Annotated in this window: 20 protein-coding genes and 1 pseudogene; 15 read left to right on the top strand and 6 right to left on the bottom strand. The window is 64.0% G+C overall.

Going from position 1 to position 21,724, the window contains the following annotated elements; all coding sequences use genetic code 11:
• Nucleotides 1-70: 70 nt before the first annotated feature.
• Nucleotides 71-760 carry a FadR/GntR family transcriptional regulator gene (locus tag FQ705_RS09545; RefSeq protein ID WP_144142288.1) on the bottom strand — a complete coding sequence of 230 codons (690 nt, stop codon included), beginning with the start codon at nt 758-760 and terminating at the stop codon, nt 71-73.
• 247 nt (nt 761-1,007) lie between these two features.
• Here FQ705_RS09545 and FQ705_RS09540 point away from each other — a divergent pair, with 247 nt between their 5' ends.
• The 13 genes and pseudogenes from FQ705_RS09540 (at nt 1,008) to FQ705_RS09480 (ending at nt 14,047) form a co-directional block, all read left to right on the top strand.
• The gene (locus tag FQ705_RS09540) at nt 1,008-1,478 is read left to right on the top strand and encodes a universal stress protein (protein ID WP_144140148.1); all 471 of its coding nucleotides are present in this window, start codon (nt 1,008-1,010) and stop codon (nt 1,476-1,478) included.
• 206 nt (nt 1,479-1,684) lie between these two features.
• On the top strand, nt 1,685-2,488 hold the full coding sequence (fnr, locus tag FQ705_RS09535) for a fumarate/nitrate reduction transcriptional regulator Fnr (RefSeq protein ID WP_144140146.1): 804 nt from the start codon (nt 1,685-1,687) through the stop codon (nt 2,486-2,488).
• A 130-nt stretch (nt 2,489-2,618) separates the two neighbouring features.
• A complete protein-coding gene (locus tag FQ705_RS09530; protein WP_144140143.1) occupies nt 2,619-3,962 on the top strand; it encodes an SUMF1/EgtB/PvdO family nonheme iron enzyme in 1,344 nt (447 codons plus the stop codon).
• A gap of 28 nt (nt 3,963-3,990) precedes the next feature.
• On the top strand, nt 3,991-4,284 hold the full coding sequence (locus tag FQ705_RS09525; RefSeq protein ID WP_144140140.1) for a DUF4148 domain-containing protein: 294 nt from the start codon (nt 3,991-3,993) through the stop codon (nt 4,282-4,284).
• A gap of 254 nt (nt 4,285-4,538) precedes the next feature.
• Nucleotides 4,539-5,219 carry a FadR/GntR family transcriptional regulator gene (locus FQ705_RS09520; protein ID WP_144140136.1) on the top strand — a complete coding sequence of 227 codons (681 nt, stop codon included), beginning with the start codon at nt 4,539-4,541 and terminating at the stop codon, nt 5,217-5,219.
• Between the two features lie 51 nt (nt 5,220-5,270).
• Nucleotides 5,271-6,926 (top strand): ABC transporter substrate-binding protein, encoded by a 1,656-nt coding sequence (locus FQ705_RS09515; RefSeq protein WP_144140133.1) that lies wholly within the window; start codon nt 5,271-5,273, stop codon nt 6,924-6,926.
• A 54-nt stretch (nt 6,927-6,980) separates the two neighbouring features.
• Nucleotides 6,981-7,934 carry an ABC transporter permease gene (locus FQ705_RS09510; protein ID WP_144140130.1) on the top strand — a complete coding sequence of 318 codons (954 nt, stop codon included), beginning with the start codon at nt 6,981-6,983 and terminating at the stop codon, nt 7,932-7,934.
• 2 nt (nt 7,935-7,936) lie between these two features.
• Complete coding sequence (locus FQ705_RS09505; protein ID WP_144140127.1) at nt 7,937-8,839, top strand: ABC transporter permease; 903 nt, start codon at nt 7,937-7,939, stop codon at nt 8,837-8,839.
• Nucleotides 8,840-8,854: 15 nt separating this feature from the next.
• The gene (locus FQ705_RS09500) at nt 8,855-9,880 is read left to right on the top strand and encodes an ABC transporter ATP-binding protein (protein ID WP_409934686.1); all 1,026 of its coding nucleotides are present in this window, start codon (nt 8,855-8,857) and stop codon (nt 9,878-9,880) included.
• Nucleotides 9,877-10,893 (top strand): ABC transporter ATP-binding protein, encoded by a 1,017-nt coding sequence (locus tag FQ705_RS09495; RefSeq protein WP_144140121.1) that lies wholly within the window; start codon nt 9,877-9,879, stop codon nt 10,891-10,893. Before FQ705_RS09500 ends, FQ705_RS09495 begins: the two co-directional genes overlap by 4 nt.
• Before the next feature lie 19 nt (nt 10,894-10,912).
• Nucleotides 10,913-12,088, top strand: a pseudogene (locus tag FQ705_RS09490) (amidase); the annotation flags it as partial.
• 257 nt (nt 12,089-12,345) lie between these two features.
• Nucleotides 12,346-13,731 (top strand): amidase, encoded by a 1,386-nt coding sequence (locus FQ705_RS09485; RefSeq protein WP_144140115.1) that lies wholly within the window; start codon nt 12,346-12,348, stop codon nt 13,729-13,731.
• A 31-nt stretch (nt 13,732-13,762) separates the two neighbouring features.
• Entirely contained in the window at nt 13,763-14,047 is a 285-nt protein-coding gene (locus FQ705_RS09480) for a cupin domain-containing protein (protein WP_144140112.1), read from the top strand.
• A gap of 55 nt (nt 14,048-14,102) precedes the next feature.
• Here the strand turns inward: FQ705_RS09480 and FQ705_RS09475 are convergent, their stop codons facing one another.
• Complete coding sequence (locus FQ705_RS09475) at nt 14,103-15,059, bottom strand: phosphotransferase family protein (RefSeq protein WP_144140107.1); 957 nt, start codon at nt 15,057-15,059, stop codon at nt 14,103-14,105.
• Between the two features lie 325 nt (nt 15,060-15,384).
• Here FQ705_RS09475 and FQ705_RS34930 point away from each other — a divergent pair, with 325 nt between their 5' ends.
• On the top strand, nt 15,385-15,465 hold the full coding sequence (locus FQ705_RS34930; RefSeq protein WP_409934711.1) for a hypothetical protein: 81 nt from the start codon (nt 15,385-15,387) through the stop codon (nt 15,463-15,465).
• A gap of 143 nt (nt 15,466-15,608) precedes the next feature.
• Here FQ705_RS34930 and FQ705_RS09465 read toward each other — a convergent pair whose 3' ends face one another.
• From FQ705_RS09465 to FQ705_RS09455, 3 genes are all read right to left on the bottom strand, one after another.
• Nucleotides 15,609-17,420 carry an ABC transporter transmembrane domain-containing protein gene (locus FQ705_RS09465; RefSeq protein ID WP_144140105.1) on the bottom strand — a complete coding sequence of 604 codons (1,812 nt, stop codon included), beginning with the start codon at nt 17,418-17,420 and terminating at the stop codon, nt 15,609-15,611.
• 238 nt (nt 17,421-17,658) lie between these two features.
• Nucleotides 17,659-18,312, bottom strand: coding sequence for a TetR/AcrR family transcriptional regulator (locus FQ705_RS09460; protein ID WP_144140103.1), 654 nt, complete (start codon nt 18,310-18,312; stop codon nt 17,659-17,661).
• Nucleotides 18,309-19,892: an FAD-dependent monooxygenase gene (locus FQ705_RS09455; protein ID WP_144140100.1), complete on the bottom strand. Its 1,584-nt coding sequence runs from the start codon at nt 19,890-19,892 to the stop codon at nt 18,309-18,311. Before FQ705_RS09455 ends, FQ705_RS09460 begins: the two co-directional genes overlap by 4 nt.
• Before the next feature lie 279 nt (nt 19,893-20,171).
• Between FQ705_RS09455 and FQ705_RS09450 the strand changes: the two genes are divergently transcribed.
• Nucleotides 20,172-20,603, top strand: a complete 432-nt coding sequence (locus tag FQ705_RS09450) for a PRC-barrel domain-containing protein (RefSeq protein ID WP_144140097.1) — start codon at nt 20,172-20,174, stop codon at nt 20,601-20,603.
• 121 nt (nt 20,604-20,724) lie between these two features.
• On the opposite strand, the gene FQ705_RS09445 is transcribed toward FQ705_RS09450, so the two are convergent.
• Nucleotides 20,725-21,687 (bottom strand): substrate-binding domain-containing protein, encoded by a 963-nt coding sequence (locus FQ705_RS09445; protein WP_144140094.1) that lies wholly within the window; start codon nt 21,685-21,687, stop codon nt 20,725-20,727.
• Nucleotides 21,688-21,724: the final 37 nt, after the last annotated feature.

Raw genomic sequence — 21,724 nt, 5'->3', positions numbered from 1 at the left:
CCCGAGGCCAGTCGGCTGTGCAGCGCGCCAATGGCGCGCTGCATTCAACGCGTGCCTCACGCCGCTTCGCTCAGGAGCCAAACATCCGTTCGAGCGCATTCTCGAGGTGAGCGCGCATCGCGCCCGCAGCGCCCGCAGCGTCCCTGGAACGAATCGCGGCGAGCACGGCGAGATGCTCAGCCTGCACGAGCCGCTGCCGCTCCACCGTCTTCACGAGCGACAGATTGCGCGACAGATTCATGCTGAACAGAATCTGTTCTTCAATGAACGACATCACCGTGATGAAAAACGGGTTCTTCGAGGCGCGCGCCACCGCAAGATGGAACATGAAGTCGTCCTGCGCGCCGATCCCCTGCGTTTCGACGATGCGCTCCAGTTGATCCCAGGCGTGCTGGATGGCGGCGATGTCGTCAGCATCTGCTTTGAGCGCGGCCTGCTCGGCGGCGCCAGCCTCCGTCACGATGCGAAATTCGTAACAGCGACGGATGTCGGACAGCGTTTCCAGCGGCGCGAAGCGGCGCACGTCCGGATCGGGCCGACGCGCAACGGTGGTGCCCGAGCCGTGCCGCGTCATGATGATGCCGTCCGCCCGCAAGCGCGCCAAGGCTTCGCGCACCGTCGGCCGGGACGTCGCGAAGCGCTCCGCCAGCGCATGCTCGGTCGGCAGGCGCTCCCCTTCCTTGTACTCGCCCTCGAGAATGCGATTGAGGATGTCGCCGTAGATCTTCTCGGGCAAGCCCGTGGTTTTGCGCTCGTTCATCAGCGGGGCTGAAACAGCTTGTCTGAATAGGGATCGATTGTAAGGCAAACTTTCCTCAAACTCGATCCGATGTATGCGTCCCGGCTTGACTCGCCGGCCGGCAAGCCATGCTGGTCGGCCCTCAGCCGTGAAGTGTGGTTTATCGAAAAATTTGACAGATGTTTGATTTACATCTTGGCGCGATGCATCTTTTTCAGCAATCATTTAAGCTCCAATAGGAGCTGGATCTCTCAGAAGCGGAGTCATCATGTACACACGCATTCTCGTTGCGGTCGACGGCAGCAACACTTCGCGCCGCGCTTTCGACGCCGCGCTCGCGCTGGCCAAATCGTCGGGCGCGGTGCTGCAACCTTTCTACGTCGTCGAGAACACGCCCATGTATTTCGAAGCGCCGGGCTACGATCCTTCGGTGCTGCGCAACCGTCTCGTCGAGGAAGGTAAGGAACTCGGCGCGGAATTCGCCAAAATCATGGCTGAGCAAGGTGTGAAAGGCGACCTTGTGGTCGGCGAAGCGTCGTCGCTCGACGATGTCTCGGTCGCGGTACTGAAGGCGGCTGCCGCGTTCAACGCCGACCTGCTCGTGATGGGCACACACGGACGGCGTGGCTTCCAGCGCCTGATTCTGGGTAGCGTCGCCGAACGCTGCATCCGCCAGGCCACCTTGCCGGTGCTGCTGATCCCATCCGCAGCCGGCCGCGAGAGCGAAGCCGCCGCCTGAACCGGCTACGCGCAACGCGACGGACCGTCGCCGTTGCGCGCTCCAGCCATCATTTGACGATACATAGCAGTCCATATCCAAAGCGACGAACGCTCGGCGTGACATTGCTCAATACCCCTAAACGACCAAGCGCGTCATTTTGTCGCGAAGCGGCGGCCATGGGCGGTGGGACAATCCTTCACTACCCTGACAAATGGCTGCAGAACATGCTCACTCCTACCGCTGTTACTCGCCCTGCCGACGCTGCCGACGCTCCCGACTCCACCGCAAATTCATTGCCGCCGCGCACCCGCCGACGTGCGACTCCCGTGCGGGCAACCGCGCGCACTACGGCACGTTGTTCGAGTTGCGCGATGCGACAACTCTGCATGCCTCAAGGTTTGTCGCCCGACGAACTGACGAAACTCGAAACGCTGATCTGCTCCGCGCGCTCGGTGCAACGCGGCGAGGCGCTGTATCGCAGCGGCGACCACTTCGAGAATATTTACGCGGTACGCTCCGGCTCCATGAAAACGATCATGGCGCACCGCGACGGACGCGAACAGGTCACCGGCCTGCGGCTGGCCGGCGAGGCGCTCGGTCTCGACGGCATCAGCGACGACACGCATGCTTGCAGCGCCCTCGCACTCGAAGACAGCACCGTCTGCATCGTCCCTTACACTGCGCTGAAGTCGCTGTGCCGCGAAATCGGCTCCATGCAGGAGCGCCTGCACAAACTGATGGGCGAGCAGATCGTCCGCGAGGCCGCGCAGATGATGGTGCTCGGGTCGCTGTCAGCAGACGAACGGGTTGCCGCATTTCTGCTTGACGTGTCGGAACGCAACGCACAACGCGGCTATTCGTGGTCGGAATTCAACCTGCGTATGACACGCGAAGACATGGGCAGCTATCTCGGCATGACGCTTGAAACCGTCAGCCGCACCCTGTCAAGATTTCAAAAACGCGGCCTGATCGACACACAAGGCAAGCACATCCGGATCGTCGATCTGGAAGCGCTGCGGCAGGTCTAAACCGGCCAGCCGGGTTCCCGACGCGCCGCCAGGCGCCCGGTTCAGCCTCGGATAGCGCGCTTTCGGCTTGGCATGGCTCCTGCGAGCGGGTACAGTCTTTAGTCCGTCCCCCGCAAGGAGACATGGCGAAATGAATCGCGACCCTGCCCCGCACCATCCGCTCGTCCAGCGTCTGATCGACGCGCGTCAGGTCACTGACGCGCTGTTTTCCATCGTCAAACCCGAGTTTCTATATGAACGGCCGATCCGCGAGCGTCACCGGATCGTCTTTTATATCGGCCACCTTGAAGCCTTCGATCGCAATCTGTTCGATCAGCGCCTGTGTGATCTGCCTGCTTTCGACCCGGCTCTCGACGAACTGTTTGCCTTCGGCATCGATCCCGTCGACGGCGGTTTTCCGACCGACCAACCCAGCGACTGGCCGTCGCTCGATACCGTGCACGCGTACACGTCGCGGGCCCGGGAACAGATCGATCGGCAACTCGGCGCCATGACAGCCGCGGCGCGCCTCGGCCACGACGGCGCACAAGCCGAGACTTCGGAGCAATTGCTGAACGTTGCGATCGAACATCGGCTGATGCATGCCGAGACGCTGGCATACATGCTTCACCAACTGCCGCTCGCGCAGAAGGTCACCGAGTTGCGCGAAGCGGCGGTGACGCATGCCGGGCGCGATCACAGCTTGTCGTCGATGGTCCGCATACCGGCGGGTTCGACCGTGCTGGGCATGTCGCGCGAGGCTGGGCAATTTGGCTGGGACAACGAGTTCGGCGAGTTGCGCGTCGACGTGCCCGCTTTCGAGATCGACCGCTATATGGTGACGAACGGCGCATTTCTGGCGTTCATCGCTGCAGGTGGTTATCGCGAGCCGAAGTGGTGGTCGGCGCCGGATTGGGCGTGGAGAGAAGCCGAACAGATCGACCATCCGGCCTGCTGGTCGCGGCTCGAGGCAAACGACGCAAGCGACGCGAGCGACACAAACGGCAAGCACGACGCCTGGCTGCTGCGCACCATGTTCGACGAAGTGCCGCTGCCGCTCGACTGGCCCGCCTACGTCAGCCATGCCGAAGCCAACGCTTACGCCCGCTGGGCCGGCAAGACGCTGCCCACCGAGGCGCAATGGCAACGCGCGGCTCACGGTGCGCCACACGCCGCGTCGGGTAATTTCGATTTCCGCAGCTGGGACCCCAAACCAGTCGACGCGCATCCGGACAACGTCAGCGCATTCGGCGTGGAAGGCCAGTTCGGCAACGGCTGGGAATGGACGTCGACCGTATTCGACGCCTTACCCGGATTCGAAGCGTTTCCGTTTTATCTCGGCTATTCGGCCAACTTTTTCGACGGCCAGCACTACGTTATCAAAGGCGGCTCGGCACGGACCGCGCAATGCATGTTGCGGCCTGCTTTCCGAAACTGGTTTCAGCCGCATTATCAGTACGTGTACGCAGGATTTCGGTGCGTGAAGCCGCGATGACCCGCTGCGGGCCGCAAGGAAAAGAACCATGAAGTTCGCACGAACGATCCGGTCGTTGCATCCGGCCTTGCTACTCTTGCTGGCTGGCTGCGCGACGGGCTCAATGCCGCAAAACACGACGCATTTGAGCACGACTCAATGCCGCGACCTCACCGCGCTCAGGAACAACGAGCCGCTTACGCGCGAGCGCAACGGGAGCGAGCTGGCGGCATTGAGGAAAGCGGGCTATGACCCGTCGAGATGGTTCGATCCGGACTACCCGGACGATCTGCAGGCGGCGCAACGCCGGGTCGATGTTTGGTATCAGGCGGACTGCCAGTAGCGGCGACGGGACCTCCGCCACCCCGTCTGCAACTCGCGCAGCGCATCGCTGCAACGCTCTGGACCGGCGCACCCTCGCGCCCCAAAGACGCGCACCCCTCACCCATGTCCGTGCGACACGCCCCGCGTCAGCGCGCCGAGGCGCCTCGCAATACGTAGAAGCCCCTTGGCGCTTGGGCAAACCCTCGATGGCACGCAGCTTGCATTGGTCCAACCGGTTGGTCCAGTCCCGTCCTCGCCGTCCGAAGGGAACCCATGAGCATGCCCATGATTGCGGCGCAGACGCTGCAGAGCCAGATCCTTGCTGGCACTTACGCCGCCGGCGAAATGCTGCCCGGGCAACGAGATCTGGCCGAATCGCTCGGCATTAGCCGGGGCTCCTTGAGAGAAGCCATCTCGATGCTCGAAGCACTCGGCTTCGTGCGTTCGATCGCAGGCAAAGGGACTTTCGTCTCCGGTCGCAATGGCGTGCTCGCGGACACCGAAACCAATCCGATTCTGCCGACGCAAGCGCCGTCCGGCGCCATCATGCAACTTCGTTTTCTCCTCGAACCCGCCGCGGCGAGTCTCGCCGCGCGACTCTGCGATGCGCGCGCCGCGCCGCGTCTGTGGGGCGTGCAGGCGCGCTTCGAAGAAGCCTTGCGTTCGCTCGATCTGGTCACCGCTTCGCAAGCCGACCTCGAATTCCACCAACTGATCGCCGAATTGACCGGCAACGAGCACCTGTACCAACTCACGCACGACTTCGAAGATCGCATCACCGACAGCGTTCGGCGCCCCTTCTCCAATCGCGAGCGAGTCGATGAGCCCGCCGCCGAGCATCGCGCGATCGCCGCTGCGATCTGCGCGCGCGACCCCGCCGCGGCCATGCTCGCCATGCAGACCCATCTGCTCAACGCTGCCGCGCGCATCGGCATCAGTTTTGTCCAGCCGTGATGTCTTCTTTCTCAACCCCTTGGCCTCCCTCAACCTCTGGAACGTTCACGCATGAATCCGCCTAAATCCAGCTTGCGCTCCGTGACCGCCGCACTTGCGCTCAGCCTCGTTGTCGCCGCTCCTGCCTTCGCTCAGGAGAAGGTATTGCGCGTAGCCATGACCGCCGCCGACATTCCATTCACCGGCGGCCAGCCGGACCAGGGATACGAGGGCAATCGCTTCACCGGCATCACGATGTTCGATTCGCTGATCCAGTTCGATCTGTCCAAGGCCAATGTGCCCTCCGGCCTGATCCCCGACCTCGCGACAAGCTGGAAAGTCGACGACGCCGACAGGACGAAATGGGTATTCAAACTGCGCCCGGGCGTGAAGTTCCATGATGGCTCGCCGTTCAACGCGGATGCCGTGGTGTGGAACGTGCAGAAGGTGCTCGACAAACAGGCGCCGCAATTCGATCCGCGCCAGGCCGGCCTCACGCTCTCGCGCATGCCGACACTCGTGTCGGCCCGCAAGATCGACGACCTCACGGTCGAGTTGACCACGAGCGTGCCTGACGCCTTTTTCCCGTACAACCTCGTCAACCTCTACTTCGCTTCGCCCGTGGAATGGTCCAAGGACCTGGCCGCCGTGCCGGCCTCGCAGACGGATGCCGCCAAACGTTCCGCACAGGCATGGTCGGCGTTCGCGGCGCATCCGTCGGGCACAGGTCCATTCAAGGCGGTGACCTTCGTCGCCCACCAGCGCATCGAGATGGTGAAGAACCCTGCGTACTGGGATCAAAAACGTGTGCCGAAGATCGACCGCCTGATCCTGCTGCCGATGCCGGAAGCGAGCGCACGCACCGCGGCGTTGCTCTCGCATCAGGTCGACTGGATCGAAGCGCCCGCACCGGATGCGATTCCGCAATTGAAGTCGGCCGGCTACACGATCTACGCGAACACCCAGCCGCATATCTGGCCGTGGCAGTTGTCGTTCGCGCCGGGCTCGCCCTGGCTCGACAAGCGGGTGCGCCAGGCCGCTAACGAATGCGTGGACCGTGAAGGCCTCAAGACGCTCCTCGGCGGCTATATGACGCCCGCGCTCGGCATCTATTCGCCGGGCGATCCGTGGTGGGGCAACCCCACCAACAAGATCAGGTTCGACCCCGACGAGGCACGCAAGCTGATGAGCGCAGCGGGCTACTCAAAGGACAAACCGATGGAAGTGAGGGTGCAGATGTCATCGTCGGGCTCGGGACAGATGCAGCCGCAGGAAATGAATCAATACATGCAGGAGAGCCTCAAAGCCTGCTTCTTCGACGTCAAGCTCGAGGTGCTCGACTGGAACACGTTGCTGACCAACTGGCGTCTCGGCGCAAGCAATCCGGCGGCGCACGGGGCGAATGTCATCAACGTCAGCGCGAGCACGATGGACCCGTTCTTCGGCATGGTGCGCTTCTCCAGCAAGGGCGCGTTTCCACCCGCGTCGAACAACTGGGGCTATTTCAGCGACGACACTACCGAGAAGCTGGTGCAGGAAGCCCGCACTTCGTTCGATCCGGCCAAGCGCGACGCTTACCTCGGTCAATTGCATGCCTATATGACCGACCAGAACTCGATGATCTTCGTCGCGCATGACGTCGGACCGCGCGCCATGTCGCCGAAGGTCACCGGCGTCGTGCAACCGCACAACTGGCTGATCGACATCGCCACGATGTCGATCAAATAGCGCGTTCATGAAAACGGTCACGGCTTCGTGCCGTGACCCACGATGGAGCTTGCGATGTTCATGTATCTGATCCGCCGTGTGATCTATGCCATCCCGATCATGCTGGGTGTGACCTTACTGTGCTTCCTGCTGCTGCATCTGGCGCCAGGCGACCCGCTCTCATCCGTGCTGCCCGCCGACGCCTCGGAAGGACTGCGCAACCAGATGCTCGCGTTATACGGTTTCGACAAGCCGCTGCCGGTGCAATTCGTGACGTGGTTGTGGCGCGCGCTGCACGGCGACCTCGGCACCTCGATTTCCACGGGCGACCCCGTCGCCACCGACGTCTTCGGCGCACTCGCCTATTCGTTGCGGCTGGCCCTCGTCGCGACGCTGCTCGGCTTCTGCTTTGGCGGGATGTTCGGTTTCATCGGCGGCTACTACCGCAATACGCTGGTCGATCGCGTGTCGTCGTTCGTGTCGGTGCTGGGCGTGAGCGTGCCGCATTACTGGCTCGCCATCGTCCTCGTGATCGTCTTCGCGGTGTACCTGCCGTGGCTGCCCGCCACCGGCGGCGGCCCGGACGGCGCCGCTGGCTGGACGTGGGACTGGCAGCACGTGCGCTACATGCTGTTGCCGGCCGTCGCCATGTCCGTGATTCCGATGGGCATCATCGCACGCACGGTCCGCGCGCTGGTCGGGGACATTCTCGGTCAGGAGTTCATCGTGGGCCTCGCCGCGAAAGGGCTCGGCAACCGCGCCATCCTCGCGCATGTCGCGAAGAACGTCGCGCCTACCGCGCTGTCCGTCATGGGGCTGCAACTCGGCTATCTGCTCGGCGGTTCGATCCTGATCGAGACGATCTTCTCGTGGCCCGGCACCGGCTTCCTGCTCAACACGGCTATCTTCCAGCGCGACTATCCGCTGCTGCAAGGAACCATCCTGACGCTGGCGCTGCTCTTCGTGCTGGTGAATCTGATCGTCGATACGTTGCAGACGGTCCTCGATCCACGCATCGCGCGCACCTGACCATGGAAAGCAAATTGTCCACTCCGCTAACCCCGGCCAATGTCGCCGATACGGCCCCGCTGCGCTCTCCCGGCTACTGGAGCAACACGCTGCGGCGCGTGCGCAAAAGCCGCGTCGCGCTCGTCGCCGGGACCGTGGTCGCGCTGCTGTTGCTGATGGCGATCCTCGCACCCTGGATCGCGCCGCACGATCCCTTCCAGGCATCGATGCTCGAGCGTCTGAAGCCCGTCGGCACGCCCGGGCATCTGCTCGGTACCGACGAACTCGGCCGCGACCTGCTGTCACGTCTCATCATGGGCGGACGCCTGTCGCTCTTCATGGGCATCGCGCCCGTCGTGATCGCATTTCTGGTGGGCGGCTCGATTGGCATTTTCGCGGGTTACTCGGGTGGCGTCGCCAACACGCTCGTGATGCGCACCGTCGACGTGTTCTACGCGTTTCCCTCGGTGCTGCTGGCGGTCGCCCTCTCCGGCACGATCGGCGCCGGCATTAAGAACGCGCTGCTGTCGCTGACCATCGTGTTCATCCCGCAGGTGATCCGCGTGGCTGAAAGCGTGACCACGCAATTGCGCAATAGCGACTTCATCGACGCCGCGCGCTCGTCCGGCGCATCGCCCTTCACCATCGTGCGCGTGCAACTGCTCGGCAACGTGCTCGGGCCGATCTTCGTGTACGCCACGAGCCTGATCTCGGTCTCGATGATTCTCGCCGCCGGCCTCTCGTTTCTCGGCCTGGGCGTGACGCCGCCGAGCCCGGAATGGGGGTTGATGCTCAACGCGCTGCGCAACGCGATCTACACGCAGCCGATCATTGCCGCGTTGCCCGGCGTGATGATTTTCATCACGTCGATTTCATTCAACCTGCTCGCCGACGCAATTCGCCAGGCGATGGAAATCAAGGGCTAAACGATGGCGGACATCTTGAACGAGGACCTCGGCGGCCCGCTCCAGCCGCTGTTGTCGGTACGTGGACTGGTGCGACATTTTCCCTTGCGCGGGGCCTTGCCGGGCGCGTCGCGCGGTTCGGTGAAAGCCGTCGACGGCATCGACTTCGACGTAAGGAAAGGCGAGACGCTCGGCGTGGTCGGCGAATCGGGCTGCGGGAAGTCGACTACCGCGCGGCTTCTCATGCAGCTGTCGGCGCAGGACAGGGGCGAACTCGTGTTCGACGCGCAAAGTGTCGGCTCCCGCGCACTACCTTTGCGCCGCTATCGCAGCCAGGTGCAGATGGTGTTCCAGGACAGCTACTCGTCACTCAATCCACGCATGACCATCGAGGAGTCGATCGCGTTCGGGCCGCGCGTGCATGGTGTGAGCCGCGACGAATCGCTCGATCGCGCGCATCGGTTACTGCAGCGCGTGGGGCTCGATCCGGTGCGCTTCGCGGGACGCTATCCGCACGAGCTATCCGGCGGCCAGCGGCAGCGCGTCAACATTGCTCGCGCGCTCGCGTTGCGCCCGCGCATGGTGATTCTCGACGAAGCCGTGTCGGCGCTGGACAAATCGGTGGAGGCACAGGTGCTCAATCTGCTGCTGGACCTGAAAGAAGAGTTCCAGTTGACCTATCTCTTCATCAGCCACGACCTCGGCGTGGTGCGTTACCTGTGCGATCGTGTGCTCGTCATGTATCTCGGCAAGGTCATCGAAATCGGCGACAACGAGCAGATTTTCACGCAACCGCTGCATCCGTATACGCGGGCGCTGCTGTCGTCCGTACCGTCGATGGACCCCGACCATCGCACTCAAACGCCACCGCTCGCGGGCGATCCGCCCAACCCCGTGGATGTACCGACGGGCTGCAGCTTCCATCCGCGCTGCGCGAATGCCGAGGCGATCTGCGCCGCCCGCATGCCCGCGTTGCGCGACACCGGCGCGGGCATGGTCGCCTGTCTGATGCACGAGCCGGGTTCCGGTCATAGCGCGGCGAAAGGAGGCGTATCGGCATGAATGTCAACCGTAGTAGACCCGCGATATCCGTACGCAATCTCGAAGTGACGTTCACGCGCAGCAGCCGTCCCGTGCGCGCCGTCAACGGCGTATCGCTCGATGTGCAGGCCGGTGAGGCCGTTGCCCTGCTCGGTGAATCCGGTTCGGGCAAGAGCGTCACATTGCGCTCGCTGATGCGTCTGCACGACCCTCGAACGACCAGGCTGGCCGGCACGATCGCGATAGAAGGCGACGACCTGCTCGCCATGACGCGCGCCGAGTTGAACAAGCTGCGCGGCGGCCGGGTCGCGATGATTTTCCAGGAACCCCTGCTCGCACTCGATCCGGTCTACACCGTCGGCCAGCAAATCGGCGAGGCGATTCGCGTGCATCGTCCGATGAGCCGCAGCGAAGCTCGCGCCGAAGCGTTGAAGCTGTTGCAGGCGGTGCGCATCCCCAGCCCCGAGCGCAGATTGGACGCTTATCCACACGAGATGTCAGGCGGCATGCGACAGCGCGCAATGATAGCCATGTCGCTGGCAGGCGGCCCGTCCGTGCTCCTCGCCGACGAGCCGACCACCGCGCTCGACGCCACGGTGCAGATCCAGGTGCTGATCCTGCTGCGCGAATTGCAGCGTGAGCTCGGGCTCTCGATCGTGTTCGTCACGCATGACATCGCGGCCGCCGTCGAGATCGCCGATCGCGTCGCGGTGATGTATGGCGGCGCGATCGTGGAAGAGGGTCCGGTGCGCGATCTGATCCGCAGTGCACGTCACCCGTACACCATCGCCCTGCTCAACAGCCGCAGCGAAGGCGGCATGGTTCGCGGGCAGCGCCTCGCGACGATCGGCGGCTCTCCGCCCGATCTCTCGCAACTCGCGCCCGGCTGCTCATTTGCACCGCGTTGCGCGTACGCTCGCCAGGTCTGTTCCGAGCGCATGCCACCGCCGACCGAAGTGAGTAGCGGACACCATGTCCGTTGTGTTTTGGTGGACCCGGCGCTACAAGCTGCCCCCATGCCGGCTGGTTCATAGATCCTTCCACGGAGATCCAATGCTCGTCCCGTCGTCACCCGCTCACGCGTTTTTGCCCTTCCCGCCCGTGGACGTCCCGCATGCAGCCAGTGGCCCGCTCGCTGGGCTGACTTTCGCCGTCAAGGATATCTACGATGTCGCCGGCTATCCGACCAGCGCCGGCAATCCGCACATGCTGGCGCGCTCGGGCGTCAAAACCCGCCATGCGGCGGTCGTCGCGACCCTGCTCGATGCGGGCGCGCGCTTCGTCGGCAAGACCATCACCGACGAACTGGCGTTCTCCGCGCGCGGCAACAACGCGCACTTCGGCGCACCGCTCAACGGCGCCGCGCCCTGGCGCATCACGGGAGGCTCGTCGTCTGGCTCGGCCTCGGCCGTCTCCACCGGGCTCGCCGATTTTGCGCTCGGCAGTGACACCGGCGGCTCGGTGCGTGCCCCGGCGAGCCACTGCGGACTCTACGGCATCCGCCCGACGCAGGACCGGATCTCGCTCGCGGGTTGCTTTCCGCTATGCGCGAGCTTCGACACCTGCGGGTTCATGACGCGCGACGCGCAAACCTTCGCCCTGGTCGCCACCGTGCTGCTCGGTGCCGATGCAGCGCCGCTACCCGTGCATCCGCGCTTACTGTTCGCTCAAGACCTCTTCGCCATGCTCGACGCGGACGCGATCGCCGCGCTCAAGCCGGCGATCGCGGTGATGGAAACCGCGTTCGGCAAAGCCACACCCGTCAGCGTGACGGATGGCCGGCTCGACGAGCTCTACCACGCATATCGCATTCTGCAGGGATGGGAAGCCTGGCAGGAGGCGGGCGAATTGATCGAAAGCGTGGGGCTGCGGCTTGGGCCTGACGTCGCAGCGCGCTTCGCTTTCTCGAAGACGGTCACGGCTGAACAGGCCGAGGCGGCGGCGGCAGTCAGAAAGACTTTTACGGACCATGTCACGCGCCTGCTCGGTAGCGACGGCGTAGTGGTCATGCCGACCATGCCCGACATCGCGCCGCTCCTGAACATCGAAAACGACGCCTTCGAGCTCTATCGCAACCGCGCGACGCATCTGCTCGGCCTGACGCCGCTGTGCGGTTTGCCGCAGGTGTCCCTACCGTTCGCAAGCCGCGACGGTGCGCCGTTTGGCATCTCGCTGATGGGTCCGCGCGGCAGCGATCTCAGTCTGGTCGAACTCGCGGCGACCCTTGTCGCGCCGCAACTGACTCTCGACCCCGACACCGTGCCACCGGGCGCCGGCGGCGACCCGGCATCGCTCTCCGCGATGCTGTCGCGTTACGCGAGCGTGCTCAACGGCGCGCCCCTGAGCGCGTCCGATGCGGTGGACGTGTCGCACGCGTCGATCAAAAGTTCGCGTGCCACCGGCATCGCGGCGGATCGCTTACTCGACTGGAAAACGGCGAACCACGAGTTCAGCGCAGTCCTGCGCGCGGAAAAAGGAGCGTCGCAATGAGCGCCAAACGGGGACTGGATTGCTCGATGACCGACCTCACCGATGCCATCCGTGGGCGCGCTACATCAGGTGAGCAGGTGGTCGATCAATGTCTCGATGCCATCGCGACCCGCGAACACAGCGGCTTCGTACGCCTACGCGAAGGTGTGCGCGGCAATGCGGCACAGGCCAAAGCGGGCCCGCTGCACGGCATTCCATTCGCCCGCAAGGATATGTATTTTCGGGCAGGCGAACTGTGCGAGTGCGGCAGCCGGATTCTCGCGGGCCATCGCCCGGAGCAGACCGCCACGGTCGTTACGCGACTCGAAGCAGCAGGCGGCGTCGACCTGGGCGCACTGCACATGGCCGAATTCGCCATGAGCCCTACCGGTCTCAACGAACATCTCGGACCCGGACGCAATCCGTGGTCGGCGCAACATGTGAGCGGCGGCTCGTCGAGCGGCAGCGGCATGGCGGTGGGCGGCCGGCTGGTAAGCGCGGCGCTCGGCTCCGACACGGGTGGTTCGATCCGTTTGCCCGCTGCGATTTGCGGCGTCACCGGCATCAAGCCGACGCAGAACCTCGTGTCGGTGCATGGCGTGATGCCGCTGTCGCCGTCGCTCGATTGCGTGGGCTTTCTTGCCCAGACCGCGCGGGATTGCGCGCGACTTCTGAGCGCCGTGGTGGGTCCTGATCCCCTCGACCCGAGTTGCATCGCGACAGAAACGCAAGACTATGAAGCAGGTATCGAGTGCCGGCCTGGAGCCGACGTGAAAATCGCGGTACCCATATTCGGTGACGATGCGTTGTTGACTACCGAAGTGCGCACGTTGCTCGACGCAGCCATCGCCACTCTAAGCGCAACCGGCGCGACGATCGTGCCGGTCACGCTGCCCGATCTCGGCGAAATTGGCGATCTGGCGAATGTGGTGTCCGCTTCCGAGGCGGCGGCCACGCACCGTGCGTGGCTCGCGCAACGCGGAGACGAATACGGCGCGCAGGTCAGAAGGCGCATTGAGCGCGGTCTGCTTTATCCCGCCGTGCGCTATATCGAAGCCCTGCGCATGCGGCCGATTCTTCTGCAGCGGTTCCTCCAACAATGTCTTCCGGGAACCGATGCCCTGATCCTGCCGACGCTTCCGTTCGCCGTGCCGACAATCGCCGAGACGCTTGCTGGTACGCTGGCGGAAAACGAGCGGGCGTTCGGTCAGCTGTCGTTCTGGACCCGCGCGATCAACTATCTCGGCTTGCCGGGCCTGGCGGTACCGATCGGCTTCACGCAGAACGGTCTACCCAACGGCATGCAGATAATCGGCCGTCCACTGGGCGAAAAAATGGTGTTCCGGATCGGGCATCACTATCAGCAGCTCACCGACTGGCACGCGCGCATTCCCCCACTTTGAGATTTCCATCCCGCAATCGAAAGGAATCAGCATGACCCGCTCCCAGGCCATACCCACACAGCAAGTGTCGAACGATCGCGTGATTGTCACCGAGTGGCGATTCGCGCCGGGGTCGGAGACAGGCTGGCATATCCATGGGCACGACTACGTGGTCGTGCCGCAAACCGACGGCGTGTTGCTGCTCGAAACGAAAACCGGCGATCGCGAGTCGCAACTGCATGCCGGCAGCAGTTATGCCGGCCTGAAGGGCGTGGAGCACAACGTGGTCAACGCGAGCGAGCACGAAGTGGTGTTCGTCGAAGTCGAGATCAGGTAGTCGCCCGTCTACGCGAACGGTCGAACCGGACGCTATCGGCGCGGCCCGCCGCGACTCAGGCGCTCTCCGCCACGCGCAGCAGATCGTCGAGAACCGGACTCAGCGAGTTCACGCGCGTGGCGTTGCCCTGTTCGATTGCGAGCGACAGAAGGCCGATGACCCATAGCGACGCGTAGAAGCCCGTCGCCCGCAAGCGCTCTCCCTGCGGCGCCCAGTACCGCACCAGCGCCTCGGCATAGGGATGCCCGCGCACTCCCACCTCCGTGTCGATGTGCGCGAGCGTCGAGCCCAGCACCAGCAACGGATCGCCGTAGCAAACCGTATCGAAATCGATCAGGCCGCGCAGTTCGCCGTCCTCCACCAGAACGTTCTTGATAGTCAGATCGTCGAGAAAGCAGACCGGGCGGAGCGTGTCGAAATAGGCTTCGAGCGAGGCACGGACGAGTCCGAGGCGCGCGCGGAAGCGTTCGAGCGGCGTGGCGTCCGCGCGCGCGAGCGTCGCCGCATGCAGCGCCTCCGGCGCGGGTTCGCCAAAGATCTCCGTCCAGCGCGCATGGGGCGCGCGAGCGCCGATCGCAGCCCAGCCGAATCCGCCGTCGCCGGCGACAGGCAGCCGTTGCGCCACCCTGCACTGCGACGCCACCACGGCTTGCGCAATCCGCTCGGTCTGACTTGCGTCGAGCGAGCCAAACACATAGAAGAGATCGCGGCCGGGAAGCCAGTCGAGCACGACGAAATCGCCGCCAGCGGGCGTGGCGCCCTGCGCCAGCACCGTTTGCACCGGCAGCCCGAGGCCGCGCAACATGGCGAGATTCGAACGGGTATGCAAAAACGTCTGTGCTTCGGGGCTGACACGCACCGCCAGCGAGCGCTCGCCCGCCAGATGCGCGCGGTACACGGCATTACCGCTGTGGGTGAACATCTGGCGCTCGAGTCGCAGCGGCCGCTCGCCCAGCACGTCCCCGATGCATTGCGCGATCGACGCATCGTCGTTGCCACCCTGCTCGCTCATGCCATTACCCGCAACGCGTTATCGGAAGCCGATTACAGCAAGCGACACCGGGGATGGCAACCGACCGACTGTTGGGCCATATTTCCGACGTAACCGGACAAGCCGTGTAGACGGCCTTATCCATTACCAATGTCAAAGGGCGTAACACCCGGAAAGATTGGCGAGTCGCAGCGCGGCCGATCGGGAACAGGGCGACCTGGTAAGGGCCGTCGGCGCGACGAGCGACTCCGGCATGGACTTCTATCTGTCCAAGACCAGGCTGATGCTCGCTTAAAGCCTGCTGCTCAACGGTACGCGGCGCTTTACGAAAGCCAATCAGTCCGGCTTGCTCGATTTCGGCGGCGACAAATCCAATGATTACCAATTCGAGTTCGAAGCGTCGGTCGCTCACCGGTTATCGCGCTAAGCAGCGATGGGCGCCGAATACCGCACCAAGCCAACAACCCTGGTCTTGCACGTGACCAAAACACCTACGAAGCTTTCATTGCCAAGGCTGCGCTCTCCAGAAATGGCGGTCTGCCCGGTTGACGCGACCGTTGCACGGTGTCCTCATGCCGAGCCTATCTGATCGCGCACGGCGTCACCGTTGCCCACCTGCCCGGCAGGCTCGCCGAACTGCAACGCGGCAAGCTGCGCATAGAGCGGCGAGCTGAGCAGGAGCTCGGCATGCCGCCCCTGCGCGACAATGCGCCCATGCTCGAGTACCACGATGCGATCTGCCTGCTTGACGGTCGCGAGCCGATGCGCGATGACCAGCGTGGTGCGATTCTGCGCGGCGTTATCCAGCGCCGTTTGCACGAGCCGTTCGCTGGCGGCGTCGAGTGCGCTGGTGGCCTCGTCCAGCAGCAGAATCGGCGGGTCCTTCAGAATGGCGCGCGCAATCGCAATCCGTTGACGCTGTCCGCCGGACAATCGCACGCCGCGCTCGCCGAGAAACGTGTCGTAGCCTTGCGGCAAGGCTTCGATGAAGCCCGCAGCCGCCGCCATGTCGGCGGCACGCTGCACCTGCGCGAGCGTGGCGTCGGGCGCGCCGTAGCGAATGTTGTCGAGCACGCTGCCCGAAAAAATCACCGACTCCTGCAGCACCACCCCGATGGCTTTGCGCAACTCGACAAACGACACCTGCTGCGTCGGGACACCGTTGATCAGGATGCGGCCCGACTGCGGATCGTAAAAGCGCAGCAGCAGTTGAAACAGTGTCGTCTTGCCGGCACCCGAGGGTCCAACCAGCGCAACATGTTCGCCCGCACGGATGTCGAGTGACAGCGCCGAGAGTGCGGCTATGCCGGGGCGCGACGGATACGAAAAGCTGACGTTCTCGATGCGGATTCCGTCGCCCTGCGTCGGCAACGCGAGCGTCGCTTCGGCCTGCACGACCGGCGAGCGCGCCGCCAGCAATTGCAGCAATCGTTCCGCGGCACCGGCGGCTCGCTGCAGATCGCCCCACACTTCGGCTACGGCGCCCACTGCTCCTGCCGTGAAGACGGCGTAAAGAATGAACTGGGACAACTGGCCACCCGTCATCCGCCCCGCCAGCACGGCCTGCGCGCCGAGCCACAGCACGAAGACGATCGCGCTGAACACCAGCACGATCACGACGGCAGTCAGCCACGCGCGCGCCCGGATGCGCGTGAGCGCGGTCTCGAAGGCCGACTCCACCGCGCCGGCAAAACGCCGCGCCTCGAACGGCTCCTGCGTATACGACTGCACGGTAGGCATGGCGTTGAGCACTTCGCCCGCCAGCGCGCTCGCGCTCGCCACCTTGTCCTGGCTGGCCCGCGAAAGTCGCCGCACGCGTCGGCCGAATATAACGATGGGCGCGACCACCACGACCAGCGTCACGATGATGTAAGCCGACAGCACGGGGCTGGTCACCGCCAGCATCGCCACGCCGCCCGTCAGCAGAAAGAAGTTGCGCAGTCCGAGCGACAGGCTGGTGCCGACCACCGTCTGGATCAGGGTGGTATCGGTGGTAAGTCGCGACAACACTTCGCCGGTCTGCGTAGTTTCGAAGAACTGCGGACTCATCTCGAGCACATGACCATAGACCGCTCGCCGCAAGTCGGCCGTGACCCGCTCGCCCAGCCAGGAAACGAGATAAAAGCGCAGCGCCGTCGCGCCGGCGAGCACGAGCGAAACGACGAACAGCGCGAGGAAATAGCGATCGATATGAGCACGGTCTCCCGCAGCGAAACCGCGGTCGATCAGGTACTTGAAAGCCACCGGCAACGCGAGCGTGGCGCCCGCGGAGGTCACCAGCGCGAGAAACGCCAGTGCCCAACGCCCGACATAGGGACGCAGGAAAGGAAACAGGGAGAACAGGGGGCCGATACGCGGCGAAGGCGGGACGGCGTCTGGCATGAGGTTTCCCGAAGAAACGAAGATGGAACCATCGGGATTGTGCCAGCCCAACCGTCATTCACGAAGCGGGCACGACAACGCCTGCGTGTTTAGCGGCCAGCGCAAACCCGTGAGTGCGATCGGTGCCGCTTGCGCGCGTCCCGACGTCGAGGGTCGGACAACCAACGTGCCAATCGCACCGTCGACTAGTTGGATCATCAGTACTATTACGTCGCCGCAGGCGGCCCCAGTAGGTCTCCTACCCCGGCTTTCTGAACTGCGCCTTGCCCGAAGCCGTCAACGCTCCCGCGAAAAACAGATCGAGCGCTTTGTCGAAGGCCTTGCGCGGCGTGAGCCCGGTTCGTGTGAGCAAGGCGGGGTCGTGCAATCCGCTCGCGACCAGCAGCCAATACTCGCTTAGAAACGGTAAATCGACATCGGCGCGCACCATCTTCTGCTCGACACCGAGCTTCAATACGCGAGTCAACATCATTGGAATATTGCGCGCCTTCATGGCGTTGATCTCGGCGTAGTGTTGCGGCGCGAGACGCTGCAGATCGTCGAGCACGTCGGGCGACAAGCTGCCCACGTGCTCGCCGACGATGCGCAGCGTGCCGTCGAGTGTTTCGCCGAAACTACCCGCCGTGTCCAGCAATTCGCCCACCTTGCGGCGAATCGTGTCACCGGTTGCAATGAAGATCGCCGTGACCATCGCGTCTTTCGACGCGAAGTGGACGTAGAGCGTTTTCTTGCTCATGCCTAGCGCGGCTGTCAGGCTATCCATCGTCAAGCCGCTATAACCTTCGCGCAGCAGAATCTCGCGGGCTGCCGCGAGAATGCGGCCCGCCGGTCCGTCGTCGAAATCGACGTCGGGCAATTCCGTCTTTGCCTGGGACGAGGCTCGAGCCATCATGCCTCGAGCCTCGGCTTGACGACGTGGTCGAGATACGTCGCCAGCTTCGCGAGGTCATGCGCCGGGCCGCGTGCGGCGACCACCTGGTCAGGGCGAATCAACACCCAACCCGATGCGTCCATCCGATAACGCGCGCGGGCCTCGCCCGTGCGATCTGACGCGGTGTCCAACACGAGCACGGCTAGTTCACCAGAGAACTGCGCCGTGATCGCGCCGAGGCCCGCGAATCCGTCGACGTCGCCGAACACCAGCAGCGTATGGCGCGCTTCGCCCAGCATCGGCCACAACGTGCGAGCGGCGCCGCTGGCCGGATCGACGAAGTGAATGTCCAGCGCGCGTGTGCCCGCCTCGCCACGCGCCGGATGGCGCGGTGGAGCGCCGAGCGCGACGAGTGCGCCCGCCTGATAGGTCAATTCCGTCTCGGACAGATCGCGCTCCAGCTTCTTCTGCACGGCGGGAAGATGCCCCACGACCGACACCGCAAAGTCACGCAATACGCGCGCGACTGGATTCGCTGCCGAAGCCGCGTGAAGTTTCTGTGCCGCGGCGGCAATCATGTCTTTCGCGACCGGTCGCCGTTCATCCTCGTAACTGGACAGCAGCAGTTCGGCGTCGCCGCGTGAGGCAAGCGCGAACGCCAGTTTCCAGCCGAGGTTGACCGCGTCCTGAAGGCCGGTATTCATCCCCTGACCGCCCGCCGGGCTATGGATATGCGCGGCATCGCCGGCGAGAAATACGCGTCCGGCGCGGTAACGCGCGGCGAGCCGCTCGTTGGTGGCGAATGCCGCGAGCCAGCCCGGATCGTGAAGGTGTGCGCCCGGAGGACCGTGGCGGTCCATCTTGCCTTGCAATTCGTCAAGGGTGGGCGTTGCGTCGCCTTCGCTTGCGGGTCTGCTGGAAAAGATGCGCCAGACGTCGCTTTCGAATGGGAACAGCGCGACCGTGCCACCGTTATGCCACCAGATATGAATGCTGTTGCGGTCCAGTGTCGCGCCGGTAATGTGGACGTCACCGAGCAGGAAAGTCTCCGGCTCGGTGTAACCGTCGAACTCGATTTCGACCGCATGACGCACGGCACTTCGCGCACCGTCCGCACCGACGAGATAGAGGCAACTCGCTGGTTCGACGCGGCCGTCTGCATGACGCAAGCTCGCGGTCACACTCGATGCGTCTTGCGCGACACCGACCAACTCCACATTGCGCTCGACCACCACGCCCGCGTTAGCCAGCGCCTCGGTCAGGATCGCCTCGGTGCGCGACTGCGGCAATAACAGCGGTTGCGGATAAGGACTGTCGATGCCGTCGCCGAACTCAATGCGCGCGAGCACACGATCGCCGTCACCGAAAGTCAGCGCCTTGAGCGGAACGCCGGCGGCCTGAAACCGGTCGACCACGCCGAAGCCGCTCAAGGCTTCGAGACTGCCGCTCCATACCGCCAACGCTTTGGACAGGTCGGCCGGCGCGTCGTTGCGGTCGATGATGCGTACATTCACGCCATAACGGCGCAATGTCAGCGCCAACGTGATGCCGGTCGGCCCGGCGCCGACGATCAGAACAGGGGGTGCTGCATAGTCCATCATCACTTCCTCGCTTACCAGAGTGGCACAACAGGTCCGGCGGGCGATCGCGTCGTTTTGATAAGTAAGCTATTCGGATGACTGCCGGGAAGCGCGGACATACGGTTCGTTGCCCGATGGAAACTATTATCACGATTTTAGTTTCCTGAGTCAACAGGGGCCTAAGCCGGCAGAATGGCGTCTTTACGCGCGTCGCGTTGGCTACCCGATTCGGGCACGCCACGTGCTGCCGCATTCTCCTGGTACGACGTTTACCGTTCGACAGACAACCAGGAGCCAGAAATGAAAGCACGAACACTGATTTGCGCGACCGCTCTCGCCGCCGTCTGCGCCTCGCAAGGAGCCTTCGCGCAGGTTGCCGGCCTGCAGCCGCTCGGCGGCACGGTCGAGCAGACCAATTCGCTACTGAAAGGTTGGAGCGTGCGCCGGGCGCTCGTCGACGAACCGGTCTACAACGACCTGAACGACAAGATCGGCAGTATCTACGACGTGATCATTTCACCCGATCGGAAAGCCACCTACGCGGTGGTGTCGGTGGGCGGCTTCCTTGGCATGGGCAAGCACTACGTTGCGATTCCGATCGACCACTTCGAGATCCGCGACGGCAATCTGTTCCTCGCCGGCGCCACGAAGGACGCGCTCAAGTCCGTGCCCGAATTCGAATACAACAAACTTGAAAAGGCGACCAAGCCGCACAAGGTCGCGACGGAGTAAGCACGCGGGCGTCAACCGTTCGCGCCGCGCCTGCGACCACGCTCGCGATCGATGCGAACGGCGATCGGCGATCGGCGATCGGCGATCGGCGACCAGCGGCGAGCCCCGCGCGCTCGCCGCCCTAACGCGTCGCGGCCGTGACCAGTTGCAGCGGTGTCTCGATCACTCTCGACAACTCGCTCTGCTTTCGCTGCTCGGTCACTGCCTTCAACGCGACGTCGATCCCGAAGATCGCTTGCCGGTCGGCAAACTGGTTGATGGTGGCGAGCACGCGGCCGTCGGCGATCAACGGCTTGATCGCTTCGACGTCGTTGTAGCCGGTGATATACACGCCGCCGGTGCGCCCCGCGTCGCGAACCGCGTCGACCGCGCCCATCGCCATGTTGTCGTTGCCGCACAGCAGCCCGCGCATCTGCGGATGATCGTTCAGCATCTTCGAGGCGATATCGCGCCCTTTGCCGTAGTCCCAGTCGCCTGACGCAATCGCGACGACCTTCATGCCGGCCGCGGCCATCGCGTCCTTGCTGCCGCTGATGCGTTGCTGCGCGTTGCGATCCGCCGATATGCCTTCGATGATTCCCACTTCGTCGCCGGGCTTGAGCCGCGTTGCCAGAAAGTGACTGACCTGTGTTGCGCCATTGAAATTGTTCGGGCCGACGAACGGCACGGAAATACCGGCGGCATCCTGCGCGGCGTCGTCGAGCGGATTGTCGATCGTGATCATGATGATGCCGGCCTTGATCCCGCGCGCGACGACCGCCGTCAACGCTTTCGAGTCGGTCGGCGCGATGACGATCGCATTCATCTTCGCCTTGATCAGATCGTCGACCATCCTGATCTGCACGGACGTGGCGCTCTCCGTGGTCGTGCCGCGAATCGTCAAACTGAACTGCGATGCGTAGTGTTGCTGGTAGTTTTGCGCGGCATTCGTCATGGCAACCGTGAACGGATCGCCGAGCGACTTCAAAACCAGCGCGATCTTCAGTTTGCCGTCCGGCATGGCGCCGGCACCCGGGGCGCCCGTCAGACCGGCCGCTGCCAGCGTGCCGGCCAGCAGCACGCGGCGGCGCATGTTCTGCGTCATTGCTTCCCTCCTCCTCGGCCTGGCTGGCGGATCGCCA

The organism is Paraburkholderia sp. BCC1884 (genome assembly GCF_900996225.1).
Classification (GTDB): domain Bacteria; phylum Pseudomonadota; class Gammaproteobacteria; order Burkholderiales; family Burkholderiaceae; genus Paraburkholderia.
Note: the sequence above shows the minus strand (reverse complement) of the source record. Positions and strands in the feature narration are given on the sequence as shown.